Source organism: Paraburkholderia sp. (assembly GCF_034668105.1).
Classification (GTDB): Bacteria; Pseudomonadota; Gammaproteobacteria; order Burkholderiales; family Burkholderiaceae; genus Paraburkholderia.
This window is the reverse complement of the sequence record NZ_JAXDPY010000627.1, coordinates 1-21,135: the sequence shown is the minus strand read 5'-3', so window position 1 is coordinate 21,135 and position 21,135 is coordinate 1. Positions and strand designations below refer to the sequence as shown.

General features: G+C 61.6%; 19 protein-coding genes. 7 read left to right on the top strand and 12 right to left on the bottom strand.

Annotated features, from left to right (window positions below):
• Positions 1–1,069, bottom strand: a 1,069-nt coding sequence (locus QOC89_RS27580; RefSeq protein ID WP_323047930.1) for an RtcB family protein, incomplete at its 3' end; no start/stop codon positions are given.
• A gap of 268 nt (positions 1,070–1,337) precedes the next feature.
• On the opposite strand from QOC89_RS27580, the gene rtcR reads away from it, so the two are divergent.
• Positions 1,338–2,942: an RNA repair transcriptional activator RtcR gene (gene rtcR / locus QOC89_RS27575; protein ID WP_323047929.1), complete on the top strand. Its 1,605-nt coding sequence runs from the start codon at positions 1,338–1,340 to the stop codon at positions 2,940–2,942.
• Here rtcR and QOC89_RS27570 read toward each other — a convergent pair.
• On the bottom strand, positions 2,930–3,859 hold the full coding sequence (locus QOC89_RS27570) for a DMT family transporter (RefSeq protein WP_323047928.1): 930 nt from the start codon (positions 3,857–3,859) through the stop codon (positions 2,930–2,932). The genes rtcR and QOC89_RS27570 overlap by 13 nt on opposite strands.
• Before the next feature lie 194 nt (positions 3,860–4,053).
• Between QOC89_RS27570 and QOC89_RS27565 the strand changes: the two genes are divergently transcribed.
• Positions 4,054–4,806 carry an IclR family transcriptional regulator domain-containing protein gene (locus tag QOC89_RS27565; RefSeq protein ID WP_323047927.1) on the top strand — a complete coding sequence of 251 codons (753 nt, stop codon included), beginning with the start codon at positions 4,054–4,056 and terminating at the stop codon, positions 4,804–4,806.
• A 226-nt stretch (positions 4,807–5,032) separates the two neighbouring features.
• Positions 5,033–5,245, top strand: a complete 213-nt coding sequence (locus tag QOC89_RS27560) for a hypothetical protein (RefSeq protein WP_323047926.1) — start codon at positions 5,033–5,035, stop codon at positions 5,243–5,245.
• A gap of 152 nt (positions 5,246–5,397) precedes the next feature.
• On the opposite strand, the gene QOC89_RS27555 is transcribed toward QOC89_RS27560, so the two are convergent.
• Together QOC89_RS27555 and QOC89_RS27550 are read right to left on the bottom strand one after the other, a co-directional pair.
• Positions 5,398–5,676: a hypothetical protein gene (locus QOC89_RS27555; RefSeq protein ID WP_323047925.1), complete on the bottom strand. Its 279-nt coding sequence runs from the start codon at positions 5,674–5,676 to the stop codon at positions 5,398–5,400.
• A gap of 126 nt (positions 5,677–5,802) precedes the next feature.
• On the bottom strand, positions 5,803–6,558 hold the full coding sequence (locus QOC89_RS27550; RefSeq protein ID WP_323047924.1) for a Mut7-C RNAse domain-containing protein: 756 nt from the start codon (positions 6,556–6,558) through the stop codon (positions 5,803–5,805).
• 94 nt (positions 6,559–6,652) lie between these two features.
• Between QOC89_RS27550 and QOC89_RS27545 the strand changes: the two genes are divergently transcribed.
• Complete coding sequence (locus tag QOC89_RS27545; protein ID WP_323047923.1) at positions 6,653–7,522, top strand: NAD(P)-dependent oxidoreductase; 870 nt, start codon at positions 6,653–6,655, stop codon at positions 7,520–7,522.
• 235 nt (positions 7,523–7,757) lie between these two features.
• On the opposite strand, the gene QOC89_RS27540 is transcribed toward QOC89_RS27545, so the two are convergent.
• From QOC89_RS27540 to QOC89_RS27515, 6 genes are all read right to left on the bottom strand, one after another.
• A complete protein-coding gene (locus tag QOC89_RS27540; RefSeq protein ID WP_323047922.1) occupies positions 7,758–8,582 on the bottom strand; it encodes an OmpW/AlkL family protein in 825 nt (274 codons plus the stop codon).
• Between the two features lie 172 nt (positions 8,583–8,754).
• Positions 8,755–9,999 carry a DUF2957 domain-containing protein gene (locus tag QOC89_RS27535; protein ID WP_323047921.1) on the bottom strand — a complete coding sequence of 415 codons (1,245 nt, stop codon included), beginning with the start codon at positions 9,997–9,999 and terminating at the stop codon, positions 8,755–8,757.
• Positions 10,000–10,109: 110 nt separating this feature from the next.
• Complete coding sequence (locus QOC89_RS27530) at positions 10,110–11,468, bottom strand: DUF2957 domain-containing protein (RefSeq protein ID WP_323047920.1); 1,359 nt, start codon at positions 11,466–11,468, stop codon at positions 10,110–10,112.
• Between the two features lie 490 nt (positions 11,469–11,958).
• Positions 11,959–12,906 (bottom strand): N-acetyl-gamma-glutamyl-phosphate reductase, encoded by a 948-nt coding sequence (argC, locus tag QOC89_RS27525; RefSeq protein WP_323047919.1) that lies wholly within the window; start codon positions 12,904–12,906, stop codon positions 11,959–11,961.
• A 294-nt stretch (positions 12,907–13,200) separates the two neighbouring features.
• Positions 13,201–13,773 carry a flavodoxin family protein gene (locus QOC89_RS27520; RefSeq protein ID WP_323047918.1) on the bottom strand — a complete coding sequence of 191 codons (573 nt, stop codon included), beginning with the start codon at positions 13,771–13,773 and terminating at the stop codon, positions 13,201–13,203.
• Between the two features lie 278 nt (positions 13,774–14,051).
• A complete protein-coding gene (locus QOC89_RS27515; protein WP_323047917.1) occupies positions 14,052–14,654 on the bottom strand; it encodes a YbhB/YbcL family Raf kinase inhibitor-like protein in 603 nt (200 codons plus the stop codon).
• Between the two features lie 264 nt (positions 14,655–14,918).
• Here QOC89_RS27515 and QOC89_RS27510 point away from each other — a divergent pair, with 264 nt between their 5' ends.
• Complete coding sequence (locus QOC89_RS27510; protein WP_323047916.1) at positions 14,919–15,608, top strand: response regulator; 690 nt, start codon at positions 14,919–14,921, stop codon at positions 15,606–15,608.
• A gap of 102 nt (positions 15,609–15,710) precedes the next feature.
• Here QOC89_RS27510 and QOC89_RS27505 read toward each other — a convergent pair whose 3' ends face one another.
• On the bottom strand, positions 15,711–16,397 hold the full coding sequence (locus QOC89_RS27505) for an orotate phosphoribosyltransferase (RefSeq protein ID WP_179734848.1): 687 nt from the start codon (positions 16,395–16,397) through the stop codon (positions 15,711–15,713).
• 402 nt (positions 16,398–16,799) lie between these two features.
• Between QOC89_RS27505 and QOC89_RS27500 the strand changes: the two genes are divergently transcribed.
• On the top strand, positions 16,800–18,032 hold the full coding sequence (locus QOC89_RS27500) for an MFS transporter (RefSeq protein ID WP_323047915.1): 1,233 nt from the start codon (positions 16,800–16,802) through the stop codon (positions 18,030–18,032).
• 339 nt (positions 18,033–18,371) lie between these two features.
• A complete protein-coding gene (locus tag QOC89_RS27495; protein WP_323047914.1) occupies positions 18,372–20,654 on the top strand; it encodes an NADP-dependent malic enzyme in 2,283 nt (760 codons plus the stop codon).
• A gap of 247 nt (positions 20,655–20,901) precedes the next feature.
• Here QOC89_RS27495 and QOC89_RS27490 read toward each other — a convergent pair.
• Positions 20,902–21,135 (bottom strand): hypothetical protein (locus tag QOC89_RS27490; RefSeq protein ID WP_323047913.1); only part of this gene is annotated, 234 nt, incomplete at its 5' end.

Genomic DNA, 21,135 nt, shown 5'->3' with positions numbered 1-21,135 from the left:
CGGTCGCTTTGATCTGATCTTCGACAGAGAAGCGCCGCTTCGCTTCAGTGCGGCTCATCGAACGGCCTGCACCGTGACTGCATGAACAGAAGCTTTCCGGATTGCCGAGCCCACGCACGATAAAACTCTTCGCGCCCATCGAGCCCGGAATGATGCCCAATTGCCCCTTCTGCGCGGATACCGCACCTTTGCGCGTCACCAGAATCTCCGTGTCGAAGTGACGTTCCTTCTGCACATAGTTGTGGTGGCAGTTCACTGCGTGCTCGTCGATCGCAAATGGCTTGGTGATGATCGACTGCGCCGCACGAACCACTGCACCCATCATCAGCTCGCGATTCTGCCGTGCGTAGTTCTGTGCCCAGTCGACCGCTTCGACGTAGTCGTCGTAGTGCGCGCTGCCTTCTTCGAAGTAGGCGAGATTGCGGTCCGGCAGGTTCGCGATGTGTTGCCGCATATCCGCTTGCGCCAGTTCGATGAACAGATTGCCGATCGCATTGCCGACGCCGCGCGAACCGCTGTGCAGCATGAACCACACGCTGTCCGCTTCGTCGACGCACACTTCCACGAAGTGATTGCCGGTGCCGAGCGTACCCAGATGCACATAGTTGTTGGTCCGCGCGAGCTTCGGATATTTATCGACGATGCGCTTGAACCCATCGGCGAGCGACTTCCACGCGACGTCGACCGGTTGCGGCGGCCGATCCCAGGCGCCCGGATCGCGCCGGCCCGGTGCGCGGCCGTGCGGCACCGCGCGTTCGATCGCGCTGCGCAGACCCGCCAGCGAATCGGGCAGATCGGCGGCCTTGAGCGTGGTGCGCGCGGCCATCATGCCGCAGCCGATATCTACGCCGACCGCAGCCGGAATGATCGCGCCGAGCGTAGGAATCACGCTGCCGATCGTGGAGCCTTTGCCTGCGTGCACGTCCGGCATCACCGCGAGGTGCTTGAAGATGAACGGCAGCTTAGCCGTATAAGCTAGTTGATCGCGCGCAAAGTCGTCGATGGCGACACCTTCGGTCCACATCTTGACCGGCTTGCCGTCCGCCACTTCCATCAGTTGGTAGTCCATTTTTCTTTTCTTCCCTGTCTTTTTGCGACTGGCGATGGCGTGCAGGTGTGCCGCACGCTCCTCATTGGATGTGTCGAAGACGACACCCAGTCGGGCTCTGTATTGCTAGGAGCATGCCAGCCTGCCTGGCTGTTCAGGCTGCCCAACCATAAGTAGTTGATCCAAATCAGAAAGACACCGATCGCACCCCAGCGCGGGGGTTTCCAGGGCGGCCGACGATGGCTAACAGTTGATATGATCAGCTAGTGATTTATACAGAAAGATAAAAATGAAAAAGCGCGTCGCCATCGGCTTTCTCGGTACGGTACTCGATCAGGGCGGCGCGCGGCGTTGGCAGCGCTGGCGGCCCAGCATTTGCCTTTGCGAGCAACCAGGCATGCCTATAGACCGGCTCGAGCTACTGCACTCGCCTGGCTACGAATCGCTCGCCAATCGCGTGAAGAGCGACCTCGCCGGTGTTTCACCGCTTACCGACGTGCGTCTGACGCCGATCGAAACGCACGATCCCTGGGACTTCGAAGAGGTGTACGCGTCGCTGCACGATTTCGCGCGCGGCTACACGTTCGACACCGACAACGAGGAATATCTCGTTCACATCACCACCGGCACGCACGTCGCGCAGATTTGCTGGTTCCTGCTGACCGAAGCGCGCTACCTTCCGGCGAGCCTCGTCCAAACCGCACCGCCGCAACAGACCGATGAAGGTCAGAGCGGGCCGGGCAAGGTGTCGATCATCGATCTGGATCTGTCGCGTTACAACCGCATTGCGCAACGTTTTGTTCGCGAGCGCGAGGAGACCGTGTCGTTCCTGAAGGCCGGGATTGCCACCCGCAACCCGCAGTTCAACGCGTTAATCGATCAGATCGAGCGCGTCGCGACCCGCTCGCGCGCGCCGATTCTATTGATCGGCCCGACCGGCGCCGGCAAGTCGTTTCTCGCGAGGCGCGTCTATGAACTGAAACGCAACCGGCACCGGCTGGACGGGCCGTTTATCGAAGTGAACTGCGCGACCTTACGAGGTGATTCGGCGATGTCGACGCTGTTTGGCCATGTGAAAGGCGCCTTTACGGGGGCACTAGGCGCGCGCGGTGGTTTGCTACGCGCGGCCGATCAAGGTCTGCTGTTTCTCGACGAAATCGGCGAGCTAGGGATGGACGAGCAGGCGATGCTGCTGAAGGCGGTTGAAGAGAAGCGCTTTTTGCCAGTCGGCGCAGACGCGGAAGTCAGCAGCGATTTCCAGCTGATCGCCGGCACGCATCGCGACTTACGCACGATGGTTGCGCAGGGCACGTTCCGCGAAGACTTATACGCCCGGATCAACCTTTGGACCTACGACTTGCCAGGCCTCGCGGGGCGCATCGAAGATATCGAGCCGAACCTGGAGTTCGAATTGGATCGCTTCGGGCGCGAGCAGGGCGAGCTGGTGCGTTTCAACGTCGAAGCACGGCGCCGTTATCTCGCGTTCGCCACGTCCGCGAAGGCCACGTGGGCGGGTAATTTCCGCGAACTATCGGCCTCCGTGACGCGAATGGCGACCCTGGCCGACGCCGGGCGCATCACGGAAGACAACGCCGTTCAGGAAATCGAGCGTCTGCAGCGGACATGGACGCCTGCGCTCGGAGATGCCGACGCCGACATCGTGTCACGCACTCTCGGCGCGCGTGTCGCCGACTACGACTTGTTCGATCGGTTGCAACTGCAGCGTGTGCTTAAGGTATGCGAGGCGTCGGCGAGTCTGTCGGAAGCGGGGCGCACATTATTTGCCGTGTCGCGGCAAGCCAGGAAGCAACCGAACGATGCCGACCGCTTGCGCAAATATCTCGCGCGTTTCGGCGTGGAATGGGGCGATTGGCTGAACCCTCACGAGGCGTGAGGCGAACGCTCGCTTGCGCGTCGCCAGGCGGGCATCACCTGACACACGATCAAACCTGCAAGCATCAGCGTGCAGCCGAATAGCGCGCGCGCCGACAGTGTTTCGCCGAGCACAAGCCATCCGGCGAGCGCGGCGAAAACGCCTTCCATACTGAAGATCACGGCGGCATGGGAGGGCGTCGCATGCTTTTGCGCGACCACCTGGATCGTATAAGCGATGCCCACCGACAATGCCCCGCCATACAGGATCGTCGGCGCGGCACGCTCGATCAGCGCCAGGCTGACTGGCTCGATCGCCAAGCCGACGACCAGACATGCGAGCCCGCAAGTCACGAACTGCACGAGCGCCAGCATGAGCGGGTCATGCCGCAGCGCGAAGCGTCCAACCAGCATCATCTGTACGGAAATCACCAACGCACCGGCAAGCTGATACCAGTCGCCGTACAAAATCGAGAAGTGCTCGTTGACGCTCAGAAAGTACATGCCGAGCGCAGCGAGCGTCGCACCGAGCCATGTGCCGAATCCGGTTCGGTGCCGAAACAGCACGCCCAGCAGCGGCACGATCACGACGTACAACGAACTGATGAAGCCGGCGTTGGCGACTTTCGTGTATTGCAGGCCAATCTGCTGCAACGAAATCGACCCGGCCAGCACGAGGCCGAGCAGCGCACCCGCCCCGAACAGTTCGCGTACGCCGCCGGGTTCGCGCTTCGACAATTCCTCAAGCGCGGAGCGCCGCACGCAGACGATCATGGCCAGCACGACCAGCGCGCCGAGTAGAAAACGCAGTCCGGTAAACAGAAATGGTCCGATCGCATCGAGGCTTAGGCGTTGCGCGACGAACGCGGAGCCCCAGATCATGGCTGCGATCAGCATCAGCAGATTGGCGCGCAGGTGTTGGCGTGTATCAGGTTTCAAAGGCGGCTTTTCGAATCCGGTTGTTCTAACAAGGTGTACGGGGCAGGCGCCGATTTTATCCGCACGCACGCGCAAGATACGCCGCAACAATCCAGCCGGTTGCACGGCGAGCCATTCGCGCGATAATCGCGCAATGGCGGGACGGCCCGAGACACGACTGACCCGCCGGGAGGCCCGACTTTCAGGCGGACGCAATGGACGAGAAAGACTGGATCGCCGGCGCCGCGAAGGCGCTGGCGATCATCGAAGCATTCGACGAGGAGCACGCCCGGATGACGCCGTCCATGGTGGCCGCACGCACCGGACTGTCGCGCACTGCGGCGCGGCGCTATTTGCTGACGCTGCGCGAGCTCGGCTACGTGGATACCGACGGCAAGCTGTTCTGGCTTGCGCCACGTGTATTGCGGCTCGGTCAATCGTATCTGGACTCGGCGCGGTTACCGCGCACCGTGCAGCCGTTCCTTCAGCGCATCACCGCGACCATTCAGGAAACCGCGCTGGTCGCGATTCTCGACGAACACGACGTGGTCTACGTCGCGCGCAACGGCGTCAACCGCGCGATGGCGGTGGGTTTCGTCCTCGGCTCGCGAGCCAGTGCGCCGTTGTCGTCCGCGGGTTTGGTCCTGCTGGCCTTCCAGGCGCCGGAAAGCATCGAACAATGGTTGGCGTCCTATCCGATCAAGGTATTCACGCCGCACACCTATTCAACCGTCGAACGCCTGCGCGAAGTGCTGGGCGAAATTCGCGGCGATGGTTATGTCGTAACCGACCAACAACTGGAGTTGGGCATGCGCGGTGTCGCAGTGCCACTGCGTGACCGGCATGGCGCGGTCGTGGCGGCGATCAGCGTGAGCATGCCGATCGGCCAGGAGTCGGCGAATGCCGCGCTGCACCGGGTACTGCCGACTCTCCAGGAGACCGCCAGTTTGCTGCGAAATCTGCTCTGAAAGCGTGACTAGGTAATCTCCCTAATACGCCCTATTTAATGAGTGAAAGCATCACGAAAGCAAGCTGTCTCCCGGAAAATACATATCGAGTTTTGGGAATGACAAACCGCCTACACTGCGTAATACTCTCCCGCGGGGAGCGGTAAGGCGCCTCAAGCCCTGTCTGCTTCACCGTGCAGCTATTTCATTCACATTGACTCAGTCGTCCAGGTTTGGGGAACAACACATGAAAAAATTTATCGTCTCGCTCGCAGCCGCTTCGATCGCGCTGGTCTCCGTTCAAGCTTTCGCACAGGCATCGGACGCAGCAGCGCCGGCGGCTGCTGCTAGCACGCCGAAGAAGCACCACGTCAAGAAGCTGAACACGCACGGTAAGCGCGCTCCGGTTTCGTCGGCTGCTTCGGCTGCAGGCACGAACGACAAGGGCACGCAGAACTAAGCTCACGCTTGGTTGCGTCGGGCGAATCCGGTCGGCTCTCTTCTGCGCGCCGCTAGCCGGCGAGTGCAACGTAGTGCCTGTTAGATGTCGCCAGCAAAAAGGCCAGAGCTCATGCTCTGGCCTTTTTGCGTTGAGCAGTGGGTTTGCGGCGTTTAGCCCGCGAGGCCGCGCTTGATGACCTCGTTCAGCAGTCCGGTCATGCCGTCCGGATGCGTGGCAGCCCGTTCTTTCAGTTCAGTGACCAGCTCGCTGTTCAGCTTGCAGGCGAACGCGACGAGGCCGTGCGCCTGGTCGAGCTTGCGCTGTTCGCGGCGATCGAGCTTCGGCTCGGCGGCCGCAGCCTTGCCAAAGCGGTCTGCGGTCGACAGTTTCATTGCGTTGTTCAGCTTGAGTGCCTTGTTTTTTTCAAGGTCGGTTTTTTTCATCGCCATACGGAAGGCCTCTGCCAGATAAGTGATCCCGCATTGTACGCATCGCGCCGCGCCTCGAGCGAGCCGCGGCGATTCCGCACTCGAGCGGCGTTGGCGTCCAGTTTGGGTCGCGTGAAGTCCGGGTGTTCAAGCGTGACGTTCCGGCGCGCCGGCCACGCTGTCCATCAGCGCACGCATCCGTTGCCAGTGCGTGCCTTCCCAGAACACGCGCCGGCACACGTCGCAGGTGACGAACTGGTGGTGTCGTTCCAGCACGCCATCGGGCGCCCGAGCACCGACTTCCGCTTTGGCAATGCGTCGCAGCGGCGCATTGCACATCAGACACAAACGGAACGGCTGCGCGCTGCCGGCCAGATCGAGCCGTTCAAACACTTCGCGCAATTGTTCCTGCGGACGCAGGGTACGCACATAGCAGCCATGCGTGATGGAGCGCCGTTTCAATAGCTCACGATCGCGCGTCAGTACGATGCGCTGCTGTGCGGCGGCAAGCGCTTCGATATCGGCGTCGGGATAGTGGTTGTCGTAGAGTGTGTCGAAGCCGGCCAGACGCAGCAGCGGGGCCAGACCGCCCAAATGCGCATCGGCAATGAAGCGCACCACGCGCAGCGGATGTTCGCGCACGCGCAAGAGCGGCTGAATGTCGAGCGCTTCAAACTTCGGATAAACGGCGATGCGGTCGCCGTCGGACACCAGATGACTGAAACCGACCGATTCACCATTCACCAGAATCAGTTCGACCTCGGTATGCGGCACGCCAAGGACTTCGATCATATGTTTCGCGCTTGCGCCGGGCGAACAGGCGTAACTGAACGCGCGCCGGCGCAGGGGCCGGGCGAGAAAATCGTTCAGCTCCTCGTAGAAGCGGAATGTCGCGGTGACCATCGCAACAGTATCGCACCGGCTTAAATTGCGCGCTGTCCTGCACGTGTCGCATGGGTGTGCTTTACTTCCAGTTCTTTAGCAGACGGAGTGACAGATGGACATCGGTTTTATCGGTCTCGGCGAGATGGGTGCCGCGATGGTTGCAAACATTTTGAAAGCCGGGCATCAGGTGCGCGTGTGGAACCGCTCGCCGGAACGCGCGCAGCCGCTCGCCGACGTCGGCGCGCGGGTCGTGGCGACGCCGGCTGAAGCGTTTGCGGGCGACGCCGTGTTCTCGATGCTCGCCGACGATACCGCGCTGCGCGAAGTCATCACCGCGTCGCTGCTGGAACACGCCCCGCGCGGCTTGATCCACGTGAACATGGCGACAATCTCGGTGGCGCTGGCGGAGGAACTGGCGACGGCGCATGCCTCGCGCGGCGTCCATTATGTCGCCGCACCGGTGATGGGGCGGCCCGACGTCGCCGCTGCCGGCAAGCTGACGATCGTGGCGGGCGGCCCGGCCGAGTCGATCGACCGGGTACAGCCGATTTTCGACGCCATCGGCCAGAAAACGTGGCGTATCGGTTCGCTGCCGCAGCAGGCCAACGTGATGAAGCTCGCGGCCAACTTCATGCTGGGCGCAGCCGTAGAGACACTTGGCGAGGCGGCCACCCTGGTGACCGGCCACGGCCTTGCGATGCAGGACTTCCTCGACGTCATCACGAGCGGCCTGTTTCCGGGGCCGGTCTATGCGGGCTACGGCAAGATGATCGCGGAACAGCGTTACGAGCCCGCGCTGTTCAAGGCGCGTCTTGGATTGAAGGACCTGCGTCTCGCGCTGGCGGCCGCTGATGCGGTCACCACGCCGTTGCCGATCGCAAGCGTGGTGCGTGACAGCCTGATTGAGGCCATGGCGCATGGCGACGGCGAGAAAGACTTTGCTGTGCTGGGACTGGTGGCGGCGCGGCGGGCGGGGCGCTGAGCGGCGGCGAATGCGGGCGAGCGGCTGCGGGCGACCGGCTACGGTCGGCGCCGTTCGCAAAGCGCCACGCAAAATTGTTGCGCTTATACAACGACGAGGGTCAACCCTAATTTGAATGTTGCGACGCACCAAAGCATTTGCTATAGTTTGTCTTGTCTCCTCCATGTCTCCTCTGATATGGATTCAGCCCGCCAACTTAGGCGGGCTTTTTTTTGCCTGAATTTCTGGCGTCCACTCAGAACTTATACGAGACGGCCAGGAAGGAAATGATCGGGTCGGCCTTCAGTTCTGCCTTCGAGACACCCAGTTCCGTGCCGTCCGCCGCCTTGATGATGACCGACGAGGTCGTCTTCAACGGGATGTACGTGACCGATGCCACCAGGCCCCAGTGGTCGGTGATGTTGTAGGCAAGACCCGCATTGAACACAGGTTGCCACGACGACGAAGCCTTTGCCGACACTTGCGTCTGCCCAGGCTTGCCCGCACCGGCTGCCAGCACCGCGCCGAGATTGTTCTGGGTGGAAGTGACGAAGTTCGGACTTAGCTGAACGTCGGAGAACCAGTTATACGACACGCCGATACCGACGAATGGCCTGAACTTCGCTGTGGGCTCATTGAAGTAATACTGGAACAGCAGCGCCGGGCTCCACTGGCGCACGCTCTTCACGATCGGATTGGCCTGCGGATCGCCGAGGTCCTGCTGGCCGAGCGCCCCTGCCGGTCCCGGCGGCTTGATCGTGCCGTGGCCGTAGATCTTGAAGACCGGCGGCACGCCCGCCACCGTCGTCACGGCGATGTGATCGGTAAGGTAATGGCTGAACACGAGGCCGACGGTATCGGCGCTATTGGTCGACAAGCCTGTGCCGCTGGACGTGAATGAGTTCGGCAGACGCAACGGCGTATTGATCGGCGTCGGTGCGACGGTGGTGGTCAGCGGCGTGCTTGAATCCTGCGGCATGACATGGAACCAGCCGAGCACGGCGACGTTGTCGCCCGCGTGCTGTGCATGCGCACTGGCTGACAGACAGGCGGCCAGTATCGCCAGATAGCGTTTTTTCATGTTGTTCCTCCTGAGGCGCGCGTTGCGTTGAGCGCGCGCGGCGAGCGACGGCGGGTTGGCTGCCCGGCCGATGCGCTGAATACCCGGTGAACGCCGGCTGCTGCGCGATGACTGCGCGCAGCGGCCGGTACGCGAACGCCTCGTTGCGTGTCGGCGGCGCGTGCTGCGTCCATTACTGGACGAAGGCGCCGATCGTGAAGTACGGCGAGGCCGCGTTGGTCAGATCGAGGTAGCCGAACACGCCACCGGTGAAGATCATCTTTCCGGTCGGCGTAGTACCCGTCGACGCGCCCACTTGCGTGGTCGTGACAACGCCCGGCACGGTCTGCGTGAAGTCCAGATTCAGCGCGGTCGCGAGCGATGCCTGCGACGCATTGAACGGATCCAGCAGCGTGGCCTGCGTGCCTTCGAGCGCGGTAGTGCGATAGTCGAACTGGCTATCCACGCCGATGTACTCACCGTTTTGCGAGTTCACCGCGATCGAGCTCTGGGGAGCCAGAATCGAGATGCCCGATTCGTCGTCCGCATAGGGGCCCGGTTCGCCGTTCACCAGCGTCGTCACTGACGAGTTCGCCGCGCCGGTCCGCACCAGAATCGGCACGACCTGATTGCGCAGCTTGCCGACGATCATGTAGCCGCGAGCTTTCGGCGTCGTGGCGAGGGTCGGTTTGGCCTGGCCCAGGAACTTGTCGGTTTCGAACGCGCCGCTGCCGTCGCTCGACGCAACGAAGTTCGTACCCGGCTGCTGGCACTTGCCCGCGTTCACACCGGAGTTGTCACACTCGGTCCATGTCCCGTCGGCATTGATCGTGATCTTCGAATCGACCGCGACGGGCGCGAAGCTCTGCGACGGCACCTGGTGATAGCCGAGCTGGTTGTAGGTGCCGACCACGTTCGCGAGATTCGTTTCAATCGACGAGAAACCGATGAACGGGTAGTAGGGGAACTTGGTGTCGGGCACGGCGCCCACGCCGAGAACCCCACCGAAGGAGATTTCCGCGCCCGGAATCGTGCCGCCCGCCACGCCTTCACCGACGAAAATCCGCGCCGGACGATTCGGGTCGAGGCTTGCGCCGTTCAGCCGGAAAGCGCACTGGTTCAGCTTGTTGGTCGGCAGCTGCGTTTCCTGGGTCAGCGTGCCGCTGGCAGTCTGGCCGGCGCGCGTCGGCGCGACGGTGCCGGTGGTCGCCGGGATCGGCGATTCGATATAGCTGATTTGCCACGTCATCTTGGTGGTGTCCATCTGCAGCTTGACGAGTTCGCCGTCACCGCCGCCACCCGTGAACACCGTGCCGTAATCGAGCGACGAAGGACACAGGCGAACCTCCGTCACCGGTCCATCACCGCCGCCACCACCACCGCATGCCCCCAGCAACGGTGCTGCAAGAGCGAGCACCGAAAGGATTCTCCATTTCATACCGCCTCCAGAATTTTCTCGTTGTGTGTGGCCGGCTCCCAGTCCGGCCACCATTTGCTCTGTTTATGTCTCGTAGTGCGAACTGCTGTTTGCTTCGTTGTCTGTGTTGGCTACTTGCTGATTTGCGCACCGATGCCGAAGTAAGGGGCGTTCGGCGTGTCCGGATTGGCCGACGTCGGCGCGATACCGCCGTTGACGGTGCCCTGGATCTCGATCGCGTACAGGCCGCCTGAGGCGATGGCGAGACCGGTCTGGCCGTTCGCTTGCTGGACGCCGACGAGTCCGGGGCTCGGCAGACCGTAACCGAGGCCGAACCCGTCTTCCGCGGCCTGCGTCGACGGATTGATGAAGGTGCCTACGCCGCCCTGGATCAGCGTCGCGGTGGACTTGAAGTTCGAATCCGCGCCGACATAGCCGCCGTCGAAACCGCCGGATGCGAGCGGTGTGGCTGCGGCGAGCATGGCGATACCGGATTCGTCGTCGACCGACAACGCGGCGATCTTGACGTGCCCGGTGCGGACCACGAGCGGTACCGTGGCGCCGTTGATCTGGCCGATGATCATGTGAGCCGTGCCGGATTTATCCGTACGGAGCGGGGCGGGATTGCCGCCATTGACGATCTGCGGCGGGTTCGCGCTATCGAAATAACCGTTGCTGTTCGGCGTGAGTGCGGCGCCGGTCGTCAGGCATCCACTGGAACTCGAGGACGTGCAGTTGCCGCTGGCGTCGAAGGTCTCGACCGAATTGGTGGCGACGGTTTCGTAATTCGCCGTCGGCGAGAGGTGATAGAGCAAGCCGTTGTAGGTGCCGACCAGCTTGGTGAGGTCGGTCGTGGTAGTGGCGAAGCCGAGGAACGGATAAAAGTCGAAGTGGCGCTTGTTCACCGCGCCGATCCCTAATCCCAGGGCGCCGGCATATTCCACTGTCGCGCCGGGAATGCCGCCGCCGGCTACGCCTTGGCCCACGAGGATCGTCGGCGGATTGGGATTGCCGACGAAGTCGGGCGTTGTGTAAGTGGTGCCGTCGGAGGCGGTGCCGGTGCCTTTGCCGAGGATGAATGCGCAACGAATCTGTTCCGCGGTCGGCAACGCGCCGGTCGGCGGGTGGATCACCGCGCCTGTGATCTGCGTGCCGGCTCGTGTGACCTCGACGCTGGCACTCGTCAACGGAATCGGCGACTCGAGCCACTTCAGCGTGTACGTCATCGCCGTTGCGTCGATGTTGACCTGCACTACTTCGCCGCTACCTGCTCCGCCCAGGAACGTGGTCTTCACGATGTCGGCGGTGGCGGGACACAACGCGGTCGGATTCGAACCGGTGGGCGGCGGACCTTGCACGCCGCAACTCGATCCCGAGCATTGCGGTGCGCTGATCGTGCCTGGATTGTCGGCCTTGCCGCTGCCGCAAGCGATGAGGAATGGGGCCGCGGCAATGGCCATTGCCAAGCCTCGTGTAATGGCGTGCGACATGCTGCTGTCTCCCTTCATGTATTTGTGCGAGCTAATTTCGCTGCGCGTTGAATGCCTGTCAATTGAATGAGCCGTCTAAAAAGACCGATTCAAACAGAGCGATTTTTTGCCGCACGCGCGCCAGGTGGGGCTGGCGATGCCTTTTAAACAAAAAAGGAAATTTGGGTGCGGCGACGGCATCGTTGCTTCGCCGCACACCCTTGCCAGGCAAGCGTTGCGGCAAAATGGCTCTATCATCTTCGAACGACCGTTCGCGAAAAAATCCGGAGTTTCCCTATGCGGAAAACTATGCGGGGCGCGTCGATTTCAGGAATGAATTACCGTTGGTTAATGGGTAGTCCGATTTCTATTTTTTAAGTAATGCGGGCTACTACTGATTAAGCGCGAATACGGGAATTTTGATGGTGACTTTTTAAAACAAAAAAGCCGGTCTTTGCAGACCGGCTTTCGGCAAACGGACGGCGAATTACCGTCTGCGTCTGGGGATGGTTCAGCGTTTCAAGCCGCTTTCTTCGGCGGCGCCGATTGCGAGATTCATGCACTGGATCGCGGCGCCCGACGCGCCCTTGCCCAGGTTATCCAGGCGCGCGACGGTCACGAAGCGCTCTTCGTTGCCGAACACGAACAGATCGACACGGTTGGTGTCGTTGTTCGCTTGCACGTCGAAGAAGCCGCTGTCGAGATTCGCTTCCGCATTGAACGGCGCGACGTGCACGAAGGCCTCGCCCGCGTAGTACTCGGCGAATAGCGCCTGCACATCTTGCAGCGTGGTCTTCTTGGCCAGCTGATTCGGCGAGAAGAACGTGGTGACCGCGAGGCCCTTGTAGAAATCGCCGACGATCGGCGTGAACACCGGCGCCGATTTCAGGCCCGTATGCGCTGCCATTTCCGGCAGATGCTTGTGCGTGAGGCCAAGTGCGTACGGGCGCGGGCTCTTGAGCTTGTCATTGCCGCCGGCTTCGTAGTCGGCAATCATCTTCTTGCCGCCGCCGCTATAACCGGTGATCGAATAGGCGTGCGCCGCGAACTCGGGCGCCACGACGCCCGCTTCGACGAGCGGACGCATGGCCAGCACGAAGGCCGATGCATGACAGCCCGGCACGGCGATGCGTTTCGCGGTGCGCAGACGCTCGCGTTGCGAGCGCGCCAATTCGGGCAGGCCGTAGGCCCAGTCGGCGGAGGTGCGGAAGGCGGTGCTGGCGTCGATCAGCACGGTGCGATCGTTTTCGACCAGCGAGGCCGACTCGCGCGAGGCGACGTCCGGCAGGCACAGGAACGTGACGTCCGACGCATTGATGAGACGACGGCGCTCCTCGAGGTCCTTGCGCTTCGCTTCTTCGATACGCAGGATCTCCACGTCGGCGCGTTGCGACAGGTATTCGAAAATCTTCAGGCCGGTCGTGCCTTCCTGTCCGTCGACAAAAACTTTCGTGCTCATCTCGATCTCACTGACTTGCTGGAAACGGGGCGCGACACCGCGCTGGAACGCTATTTTAAGACCTGTAGGCGGCAGGTGCGCAAAACAGCGTGAAAAAACGACGATGCGCGCTGAAAGTGACATTGCCATGACCTGTTGCACGACAGATGCGAGCCGGTGCAAGTGGGTTGCGCGGAGATTAGCGGCGCGCTGCCGAGCGCCGCCCGCGCGCTGTGAAGTGCGCGCCGTCTGCATTGAGCGCACTCGGCAGGGGCCGTAGCCGCTGTCCGACGCGAACCTTCGGCGGCGGGTACGTTATCGAGGCGCCGCGTTCCAGCGCGCCGTCACGCCGGCAATACGCACGCCGAACATGCGAGCCGTTTCCAGATCGCCCGCGAGCGGCGCTTCTTCCGGCGACGCATCCGCGGGGGACTGCGTCAGGAGGCCGGTAAAGCCGCCCACGTAGTTCAGGTCGTTGCGGGTTGCCGCCTTGGTGTTCGACGGCATCATGCCGGTGCCGGCCCAGATCATGCTGTGTTGCATCGCCAGGGTGACGAAGTACTGAATCGTCGAGAACTTGTCGCCGTTCATGGTCGCCGAATTGGTGAAGCCGGCTGCGATCTTGTCCTTCCACGCCTGGCTGAACCACGGTTTCGAACTCGCGTCAGCGAATTTCTTGAAGTCGGCGGATGGGCCGCCCATGTAGGTCGGCGCGCCGAAGATGATGGCGTCGGCAGTCGCCAGTTCTGCCCAGGCCGCGTCGTCGATTTCACCGACCGGCATGAGCTTCGCGTCCGCGCCTGCTTCCAGCGTGCCGGCCAACACGGCTTCGGCGACTTTCTTCGTGTGGCCGTAGCCGCTGTGATAAACGATGACGATCTTCGACATGGCACTCTCCGGCGAAATTAAAAAGCGGGTTAAGCACGACAACAGTGCGCGCACGCGGCGACGTGCCATCGACACGCATCGCCTACGCCCAGCCGTTGCACATTGACGTGCGCGGATGACAGCAGTTCCGCTGCGGGCGCAAGGTGATGCAAGCCGTGCGCCAACTGGCGTGTCGAGTGTCGAGCCGGCGCAACTCGCCGCGGCTCGGCACACACCCGATGTGAGCCGCGCTCGGGCACACAGCCGATGTCGTTCGAGACAGGTTTTGATGGACCCCGTTACCGTGCGTAGTTGACCACCATTCGCGCGCTGCCGAGTGTGGCGGTGCCGATTTCGTGATCGAACATGAGTGCCGGGCGTCCCTGCGCAAGGCGCAGATCCGCGCTGCTTAGCGCATAGACGGTGATGACGTAGCGGTGGGGTTTGCCTGGCGGCGGGCACGGGCCACCGTAGCCGTCGATATCGAAGTCGTTGCGCGCTTCGACCGCGCCGAGTTTCTTCAGGACGCCGGACGAGCTGGCATTTTCCGGCAAGCTGCCGACGCTGGCCGGAATGCCCGCAACGGCCCAGTGCCACCAGCCGCGGCCGGGAGCATCCTGATCGAACACGGTGATGGCGAAGCTGCGCGTGCCGGCCGGCGCGCCGTGCCACGTTAATTGCGGTGAGCGATTGCCGCCTTTGCAGTCGTCCTGATCGAAAACCTGAGCGGTACTCACCGTACCGCCCGCATGGAAACTGGCGCTGGTTAGCGTGAACGCGTCCTCGGCGAGCCCGTGAGGGCTATAGGCGGCCAATAGCGCGAGACCCAGCATCGCGCAGGCGAAGAACGGCAGACGGCGGAACAGCGAAGCAAGCGAAACAACCAGGCAACGCGAGCGCATGTGCCGGTTCTCCTGTCAGGGCGCGAGGCAATCGACCTCGCGAAGATTATTGTCCCTATTTTGTGCCCCAAGGTCGAATCAAGTCTAACATTCACCAAGCGGCGGATCATTGTTGCTGATGGCGGGTTGAGCGGGTGTGAAATCGGCTATAGTCGGAGGAATTGTCCGCACGAACACAGAAGCGTGCCCGATCAGTCCAAGTACCAAGAATAGAAACGCATGTCAGAAGTTTTGGAGAGTGGTTTATCCGTCGAGGGGAGGGCAATGCAAGATCCAGTCAGGGTCGTGGTCGCTGACGACCATCCGGTGATTCTGTTCGGCGCCGAACAGGCTTTGCTCAAGTTTCCAGGTCTGCAGGTCGTCGCGCGCGCGCGACAGTCAACCGAACTGGTCAAGGTGCTGCAAACGGTGGCGTGCGACGTGCTCGTCACGGATCTGGCCATGCCAGGCGGCCAATACGGCGATGGTTTGCCGTTGATCGGTTATTTGCGGCGCAATTTTCCCGACCTTCCCATCGTCGTGCTAACGATGCTGGAGAACGCCGCATTGCTCAAGCGGCTGAGTGAACTAGGTGTGACCTCGGTCGTCAACAAATCGGACGATCTGAGCCACATTGGCCTGGCGGTGCAGCACGTCAGTCGCAACCTCGAATATATGAGCCCGTCCGTTAAGGCGTCGCTCGATACGTTGCGCATGAATGCCGGCGGCAAGAACGAAGAAGTGATGCTGTCCCGTCGCGAACTCGAGGTTGTGCGCCTGTTCGTGTCCGGCATGACGATCAAGGAGATCGCGGAGCAGCTCAGTCGCAGCATCAAGACGATCAGCACGCAGAAGAACACGGCAATGCGCAAGCTCGGCATCGATCGCGATTCCGAGTTGTTCCAGTACGCGCAGAGCAACGGCTTGCTGAATCTGTCGTCGTATTCGGTCGACGATCCCGGTACTCCGTCCTAGCCGCGATCGTCCCGTTGTCCGGCTGGCCGAGCTCAATGAAAAAAGGCCGCCTGTCTTATCGACAGGCGGCCTTTTTATTCCATCCGCATTGAGCGGCTGCGCTCACTGCTGCGTTGCGTTGGCGCCGCCGTGTGCCGCGGACCATTCGGCCGGCGCGTGCAGGAATTTTTCCACTTCGTCGAGCGTCTTGCTGTCGAAGTAGTTGTTTGCCTTCGCGACGCGCAACACATCCCACCACGTGGCCAGCGCGTGCAGATCGACGTCGATGTCTTTCAGCACCGACACGCTTTCCTTGAAGATGTTGTAGTGGAACAGCACGAAGCAGTGGTTCACCGTGGCGCCGGCAGTGCGCAGCGCATTGATGAAGTTGATCTTGCTGCGGCTGTCCGTGGTCAGATCTTCGACCAGCAGTACGCGTTGCCCTTCGGTCAGCAGACCTTCGATCTGCGCGTTACGGCCGAAACCCTTCGGCTTCTTGCGCACGTATTGCATCGGCACCATCAGGCGGTCGGACAGCCATGCCGCGAACGGGATGCCGGCGGTTTCGCCGCCAGCCACCGCGTCGATCTGTTCATAGCCGACGTCGCGCAGAATCGTGGCTTCCGCCATTTCCATCAGGCCACGACGCACGCGCGGATACGAGATCAGCTTGCGGCAGTCGATATAAACCGGGCTCGCCCAGCCGGACGTGAAGATGTACGGTTTCTCCGCGTTAAAGTGCACTGCTTGTACTTCCAGCAGCATCTTGGCGGTGGTGTCGGAGATCGTCTGGCGATCGAAGCCTGTCATGGGCAGATCCTTGGGTGTGAGCGGGGAGAAGCGGGCGCGAGGCCCGGTGGCGCAGCAAGCGGGGTGTGCCGCGCCATGATGGGCGGCGCCCTAATAGGCAAATACACAACCGGTCAGTGGAGTACAGCCCGGTTTTTGCTGCGCGCGTAGGCCGACATTTTACCCGAAATGGCCTTGCCGAGGAGGCCGTCGTGGGGGGTGGAGGCGAACGACGGTTATCACGGCAGCGCTGAAAGAGGCTTGCAGGGTTTCTGTCCGGGGCCGCATTGCGATTGCTTCGCGCACGGATTGCCGGTCTGTTTTTTGGCTTGCTTGTGAGTGGCTTGGGGCGCCTTTACACTCACGCGAATTTCCCGGGCGGCCCGCATGTTTGCCGCCTTCATGCCCTACGGAATGCTTTCAATGACTGCCGCTTCTTCTGCCACCGAGACTCGTGAACCTGCCCAAGGCAGCTATGCCGGCCGCGCGCTGCTCGCTTCGGTGCTCGGTTATGCGATGGACGGCTTCGATCTGCTGATCCTCGGCTTCATGCTGCCGGTCATTACCGCGGATCTGCATCTGAGCTCGGCGCAGGCCGGTTCGCTCGTCACGTGGACGCTGATTGGCGCGGTAGCGGGCGGTCTGATTTTCGGCGTCTTGAGCGACTATTTCGGCCGCGTGCGGATGCTGACGTGGACCATTCTGATCTTCGCCGTCTTCACCGGACTGTGCGCGCTGGCGCAGGGTTATACCGACTTGCTGGCGTATCGGACCATCGCAGGCATTGGGCTGGGCGGCGAGTTCGGCATCGGCATGACGCTGGTCGCCGAGGCGTGGCCGGCGTCGCAGCGGGCGCGCGTGTCGTCGTATGTCGGATTGGGATGGCAACTCGGGGTGTTGGCGGCGGCGTTGCTGACGCCGCTTCTCCTGCCGGTGATCGGCTGGCGCGGCATGTTCGCGATTGGATTGCTGCCCGCCGTGGTGTCGTTTTTCGTGCGACGCCACGTCGAGGAGCCAGCGCTGTTCACCGAGCGCGCCGCACGCGGCATGCGCAAGCTGCCGCTCAGATTGCTGGTGGCCGACGGCCGCACCGCGCGCGCCAGCATCGGCATTGTGATTCTCTGTTCCGTGCAGAACTTCGGCTATTACGGTCTGATGATCTGGCTTCCAAGCTATTTATCGAAGACCTTCGGCTATTCGCTGACCAGGTCCGGCGTGTGGACAGCGGTGACGGTTCTCGGCATGGCAGGCGGCATCTGGCTGTTCGGGGTGGCCGCGGACCGTTTTGGCCGCAAGCCGACCTTCCTGTTCTATCAGGTGGGCGCGGTGGCGATGGTCTTCATCTATGCCCATCTGACCACGCCAATGGCGCTGCTCATCGGCGGCGCGGCGATGGGCGTGTTCGTCAACGGGATGATCGGCGGCTACGGCGCGCTGATCTCCGAGCTTTACCCGACTGCTGCGCGGGCCACCGCGCAGAACGTCCTGTTCAATATCGGGCGGGCGGTCGGCGGTTTCGGGCCCGTGGTAGTGGGCGCATTGGCCGCACGCTATTCGTTTGGCGCCGCGCTTGCTTTGCTTGCGTCGATCTATCTGCTCGACATCTTCGCGACGCTCTTTCTGATCCCCGAACGACGCGGCGCCGAACTCGAATGACACACGCGTGACCCGCGCTTCGGTTCCCTGCTTGACCTGCGCATGACGCATGTACGGCGTGAATAAACTGGCCGCCGGATGCGGCGCTGCAGCATTGCCGGGTCCCTGGTTTCGCCGATGTCGAGCCATGTTAACCACTCAGTGCATCACACGTCCGGGGTGTACACTAACCGACCCCGCGTAGCACTCCGCACCGTCTTGCCCTCCGCCGAGGTTCGACGCCGCGCCCAACCGGCGCATGCGAAAACCGCCGCAGTCGATTATCCGTTCGATAGAAGCGAAGCGCCGTCAACGGTGCGGTGTGCCGGGCCCGATTACTTACGTCTCGCAGGCCAAAAAATGGACGAACAACTTAAGCAAAGCGCTCTCGCATATCACCAGTTTCCGAAACCCGGCAAGATTTCGGTTACCCCCACCAAGCCGCTGTCGAATCAGCTCGACCTCTCGCTTGCGTACTCGCCGGGCGTCGCCGCGGCCTGCATGGCGATCTACGACGATCCGCTCGACGCGCAGAAGTACACCTCGCGCGGCAACCTCGTCGGCGTGATCACGAACGGTACGGCCGTGCTCGGTCTCGGCAATATCGGCCCGCTCGCCGCCAAGCCGGTGATGGAGGGCAAGGGTTGCCTGTTCAAGAAGTTCGCCGGCATCGACGTGTTCGATATCGAACTGAACGAGTCGGATCCGGACAAGCTGGTCGAAGCGATCGCGATGCTCGAGCCGACTCTCGGCGGCATCAACCTTGAAGACATCAAGGCGCCGGAATGCTTCTACATCGAAAAGAAGCTGCGCGAGCGCATGAAGATCCCCGTCTTTCATGACGATCAGCACGGCACCGCGATCATCGCTTCGGCCGCGATCCTGAACGGCCTGAAGGTGGTCGGCAAGAAGCTCGACGAAGTGACGCTGGTGTGTTCGGGCGCGGGCGCGGCCGCAATCGCATGTCTGGATCTGCTGGTGAACCTTGGCCTGTCGAAGAAGAACATCCTCGTAACAGATTCGAAGGGCGTGATTTACGAAGGCCGCGGCAATCTTGATCCGTCGAAAGAACGTTACGCGGCGAACACCGAAGCACGCACGTTGGCCGACGCGATCCGCGGCGCCGATGTGTTCCTCGGCTGCTCGAGCGCAGGCGTGCTGAAGCCGGAAATGGTCGCCGAAATGGGCGCGCAGCCGCTGATCCTGGCGCTGGCGAATCCGGAGCCGGAAATCCGCCCGGAAGAAGCGAAGAAGGTGCGCCCGGACTGCATCGTCGCGACGGGTCGTTCGGACTACCCGAACCAGGTCAACAACGTGTTGTGCTTCCCGTTCATCTTCCGCGGCGCGCTGGATGTCGGCGCAACCACGATCACGGAAGAAATGAAGCTTGCATGCGTGCGCGCAATCGCCGAGCTGGCCGAAGAAACCGATCAGGGCGATGAAGTCGCGAAAGCGTACGAAGGCCACTCCCTCGAATTCGGTCCGGAATACCTGATTCCGAAGCCGTTCGATCCGCGTCTGATCATCAAGATCGCGCCGGCTGTCGCGCAGGCCGCGATGGATTCTGGCGTCGCAACCCGTCCGATCAAGGATATGGACGCGTACCGCGAAGAACTCGGCACGACGGTGTACCGCACCGGCATGGTGATGCGCCCGGTGTTCGCCGCTGCGAAGTCGGAGCCGGCGCGCATCGTGTTCGCCGAAGGTGAGGACGAGCGCGTGCTGCGTGCCGCGCAATTCGTGCTGTTGGAAAAGATCGCCAAGCCGATTCTGGTTGGCCGTCCGTCGGTGATCGAGATGCGTCTGAAAAAGATGGGCTCGAAGCTGAAGTGCGGGGAAGACTTCGAAGTCGTCGATCCGGAAGACGATCCGCGCTATCAGCAATGCTGGCAGGCATACCACGAACTCGGCGCGCGCGAAGGCGTGACGCCAGACGTCGCGAAGGCCGCGATGCGCAAGTTCAACACGCTGATCGGCTCGATCCTCGTGCGCCTGGGCGAAGCGGACGGCATGATCTGCGGGATGATCGGCCAGTACCACACGCATCTGAAGTTCATCGAGCAGGTGCTGGGCAAAGCGGATAATGTGCAGAACTTCGCTGCAATGAATCTGCTGATGCTGCCGGGCCGCAATCTGTTCATTTGCGACACGTACGTGAACGAAACGCCGACTGCTGAACAGCTCGCTGACATGACGATGCTCGCATCGCGTGAAATCGAAAAGTTCGGCATCACGCCGAAGGTTGCGTTGCTGTCGAATTCGAACTTCGGCAGCGCGCCGTCGTCGTCGTCGCAACGTATGGCCGCGGCTCGCAAGCTGATCGCCGAGCGTGCGCCAACGCTTGAGATCGACGGTGAGATGCATGGCGACGCGGCGTTGTCGGAAGCAGTCCGCAAGGCTGCGTTCCCGGGCACGACGCTGACCGGCGAGGCAAATCTGCTGATCATGCCGAACGTCGAAGCGGCGAATATCACGTACAACCTGCTGAAGATGATCGGCGGCGAAGGCGTGACGGTGGGTCCGTTCCTGCTCGGCGCCGAAAAGCCGGTGCACATTCTGACACCGGCTGCGACCGTGCGCCGGATCATCAACATGACGGCAGTGGCTTCGGCAAACGCACGCAAACGAGTGAACGCGCAGTAATGCTGGATTAATGATTGAAGCGGCGCTGCATTGCGGCGTTCGCTGGAAAGCTGAGAGAACGCCACGGAAGTTGATTTCCGTGGCGTTTTTTTATTTGGGCATTCTTATTTTTGCGACCGATGGTCTGAGAGATTCTTAGTGATCTAGTTAAGCATTTAAGAATGCTCCTATTCGATTCGCTGTGACACTTTTGTAAAGTTACTTCTGAGGCGCGGCACACCGCGAAGGCAACGGAACAGTCGGCTGGTCAATCCTTGCATCGCACCACGTGTCGCGCTTCCTCTGGTGTTGAGAAGTTCGTAACAGAAGTAGCAGTAGTTTTGATGGTGAAGACGGTAGTACCAATGGGTTGCAGTAAAGGCAGTAAGTGTGTGCGGTTGTAGTTGGTAGTTGAAGTAATTGTTGGTAGTTGGTAGTTGAAGTAATTGTTGGTAGTTGGTAGTTGGTAGTTGAAGTGGTAGTTGGTAGTTGAAGTGGTAGT

Excerpts from the sequence above, each read along its gene's own strand:
- QOC89_RS27560 (WP_323047926.1), top strand. The coding sequence starts at position 5,033 with ATGAAAAAATTTATCGTCTCGCTCGCAGCCGCTTCGATCGCGCTGGTC.
- QOC89_RS27515 (WP_323047917.1), bottom strand. The coding sequence starts at position 14,654 with ATGCGCTCGCGTTGCCTGGTTGTTTCGCTTGCTTCGCTGTTCCGCCGT.
- QOC89_RS27505 (WP_179734848.1), bottom strand. The coding sequence starts at position 16,397 with ATGACAGGCTTCGATCGCCAGACGATCTCCGACACCACCGCCAAGATG.
- QOC89_RS27520 (WP_323047918.1), bottom strand. The coding sequence starts at position 13,773 with ATGTCGAAGATCGTCATCGTTTATCACAGCGGCTACGGCCACACGAAG.
- QOC89_RS27530 (WP_323047920.1), bottom strand. The coding sequence starts at position 11,468 with ATGTCGCACGCCATTACACGAGGCTTGGCAATGGCCATTGCCGCGGCC.
- QOC89_RS27495 (WP_323047914.1), top strand. The coding sequence starts at position 18,372 with ATGGACGAACAACTTAAGCAAAGCGCTCTCGCATATCACCAGTTTCCG.
- QOC89_RS27535 (WP_323047921.1), bottom strand. The coding sequence starts at position 9,999 with ATGAAATGGAGAATCCTTTCGGTGCTCGCTCTTGCAGCACCGTTGCTG.
- argC (WP_323047919.1), bottom strand. The coding sequence starts at position 12,906 with ATGAGCACGAAAGTTTTTGTCGACGGACAGGAAGGCACGACCGGCCTG.
- QOC89_RS27540 (WP_323047922.1), bottom strand. The coding sequence starts at position 8,582 with ATGAAAAAACGCTATCTGGCGATACTGGCCGCCTGTCTGTCAGCCAGT.
- QOC89_RS27545 (WP_323047923.1), top strand. The coding sequence starts at position 6,653 with ATGGACATCGGTTTTATCGGTCTCGGCGAGATGGGTGCCGCGATGGTT.
- rtcR (WP_323047929.1), top strand. The coding sequence starts at position 1,338 with ATGAAAAAGCGCGTCGCCATCGGCTTTCTCGGTACGGTACTCGATCAG.
- QOC89_RS27510 (WP_323047916.1), top strand. The coding sequence starts at position 14,919 with ATGCAAGATCCAGTCAGGGTCGTGGTCGCTGACGACCATCCGGTGATT.
- QOC89_RS27550 (WP_323047924.1), bottom strand. The coding sequence starts at position 6,558 with ATGGTCACCGCGACATTCCGCTTCTACGAGGAGCTGAACGATTTTCTC.
- QOC89_RS27565 (WP_323047927.1), top strand. The coding sequence starts at position 4,054 with ATGGACGAGAAAGACTGGATCGCCGGCGCCGCGAAGGCGCTGGCGATC.
- QOC89_RS27500 (WP_323047915.1), top strand. The coding sequence starts at position 16,800 with ATGACTGCCGCTTCTTCTGCCACCGAGACTCGTGAACCTGCCCAAGGC.
- QOC89_RS27555 (WP_323047925.1), bottom strand. The coding sequence starts at position 5,676 with ATGGCGATGAAAAAAACCGACCTTGAAAAAAACAAGGCACTCAAGCTG.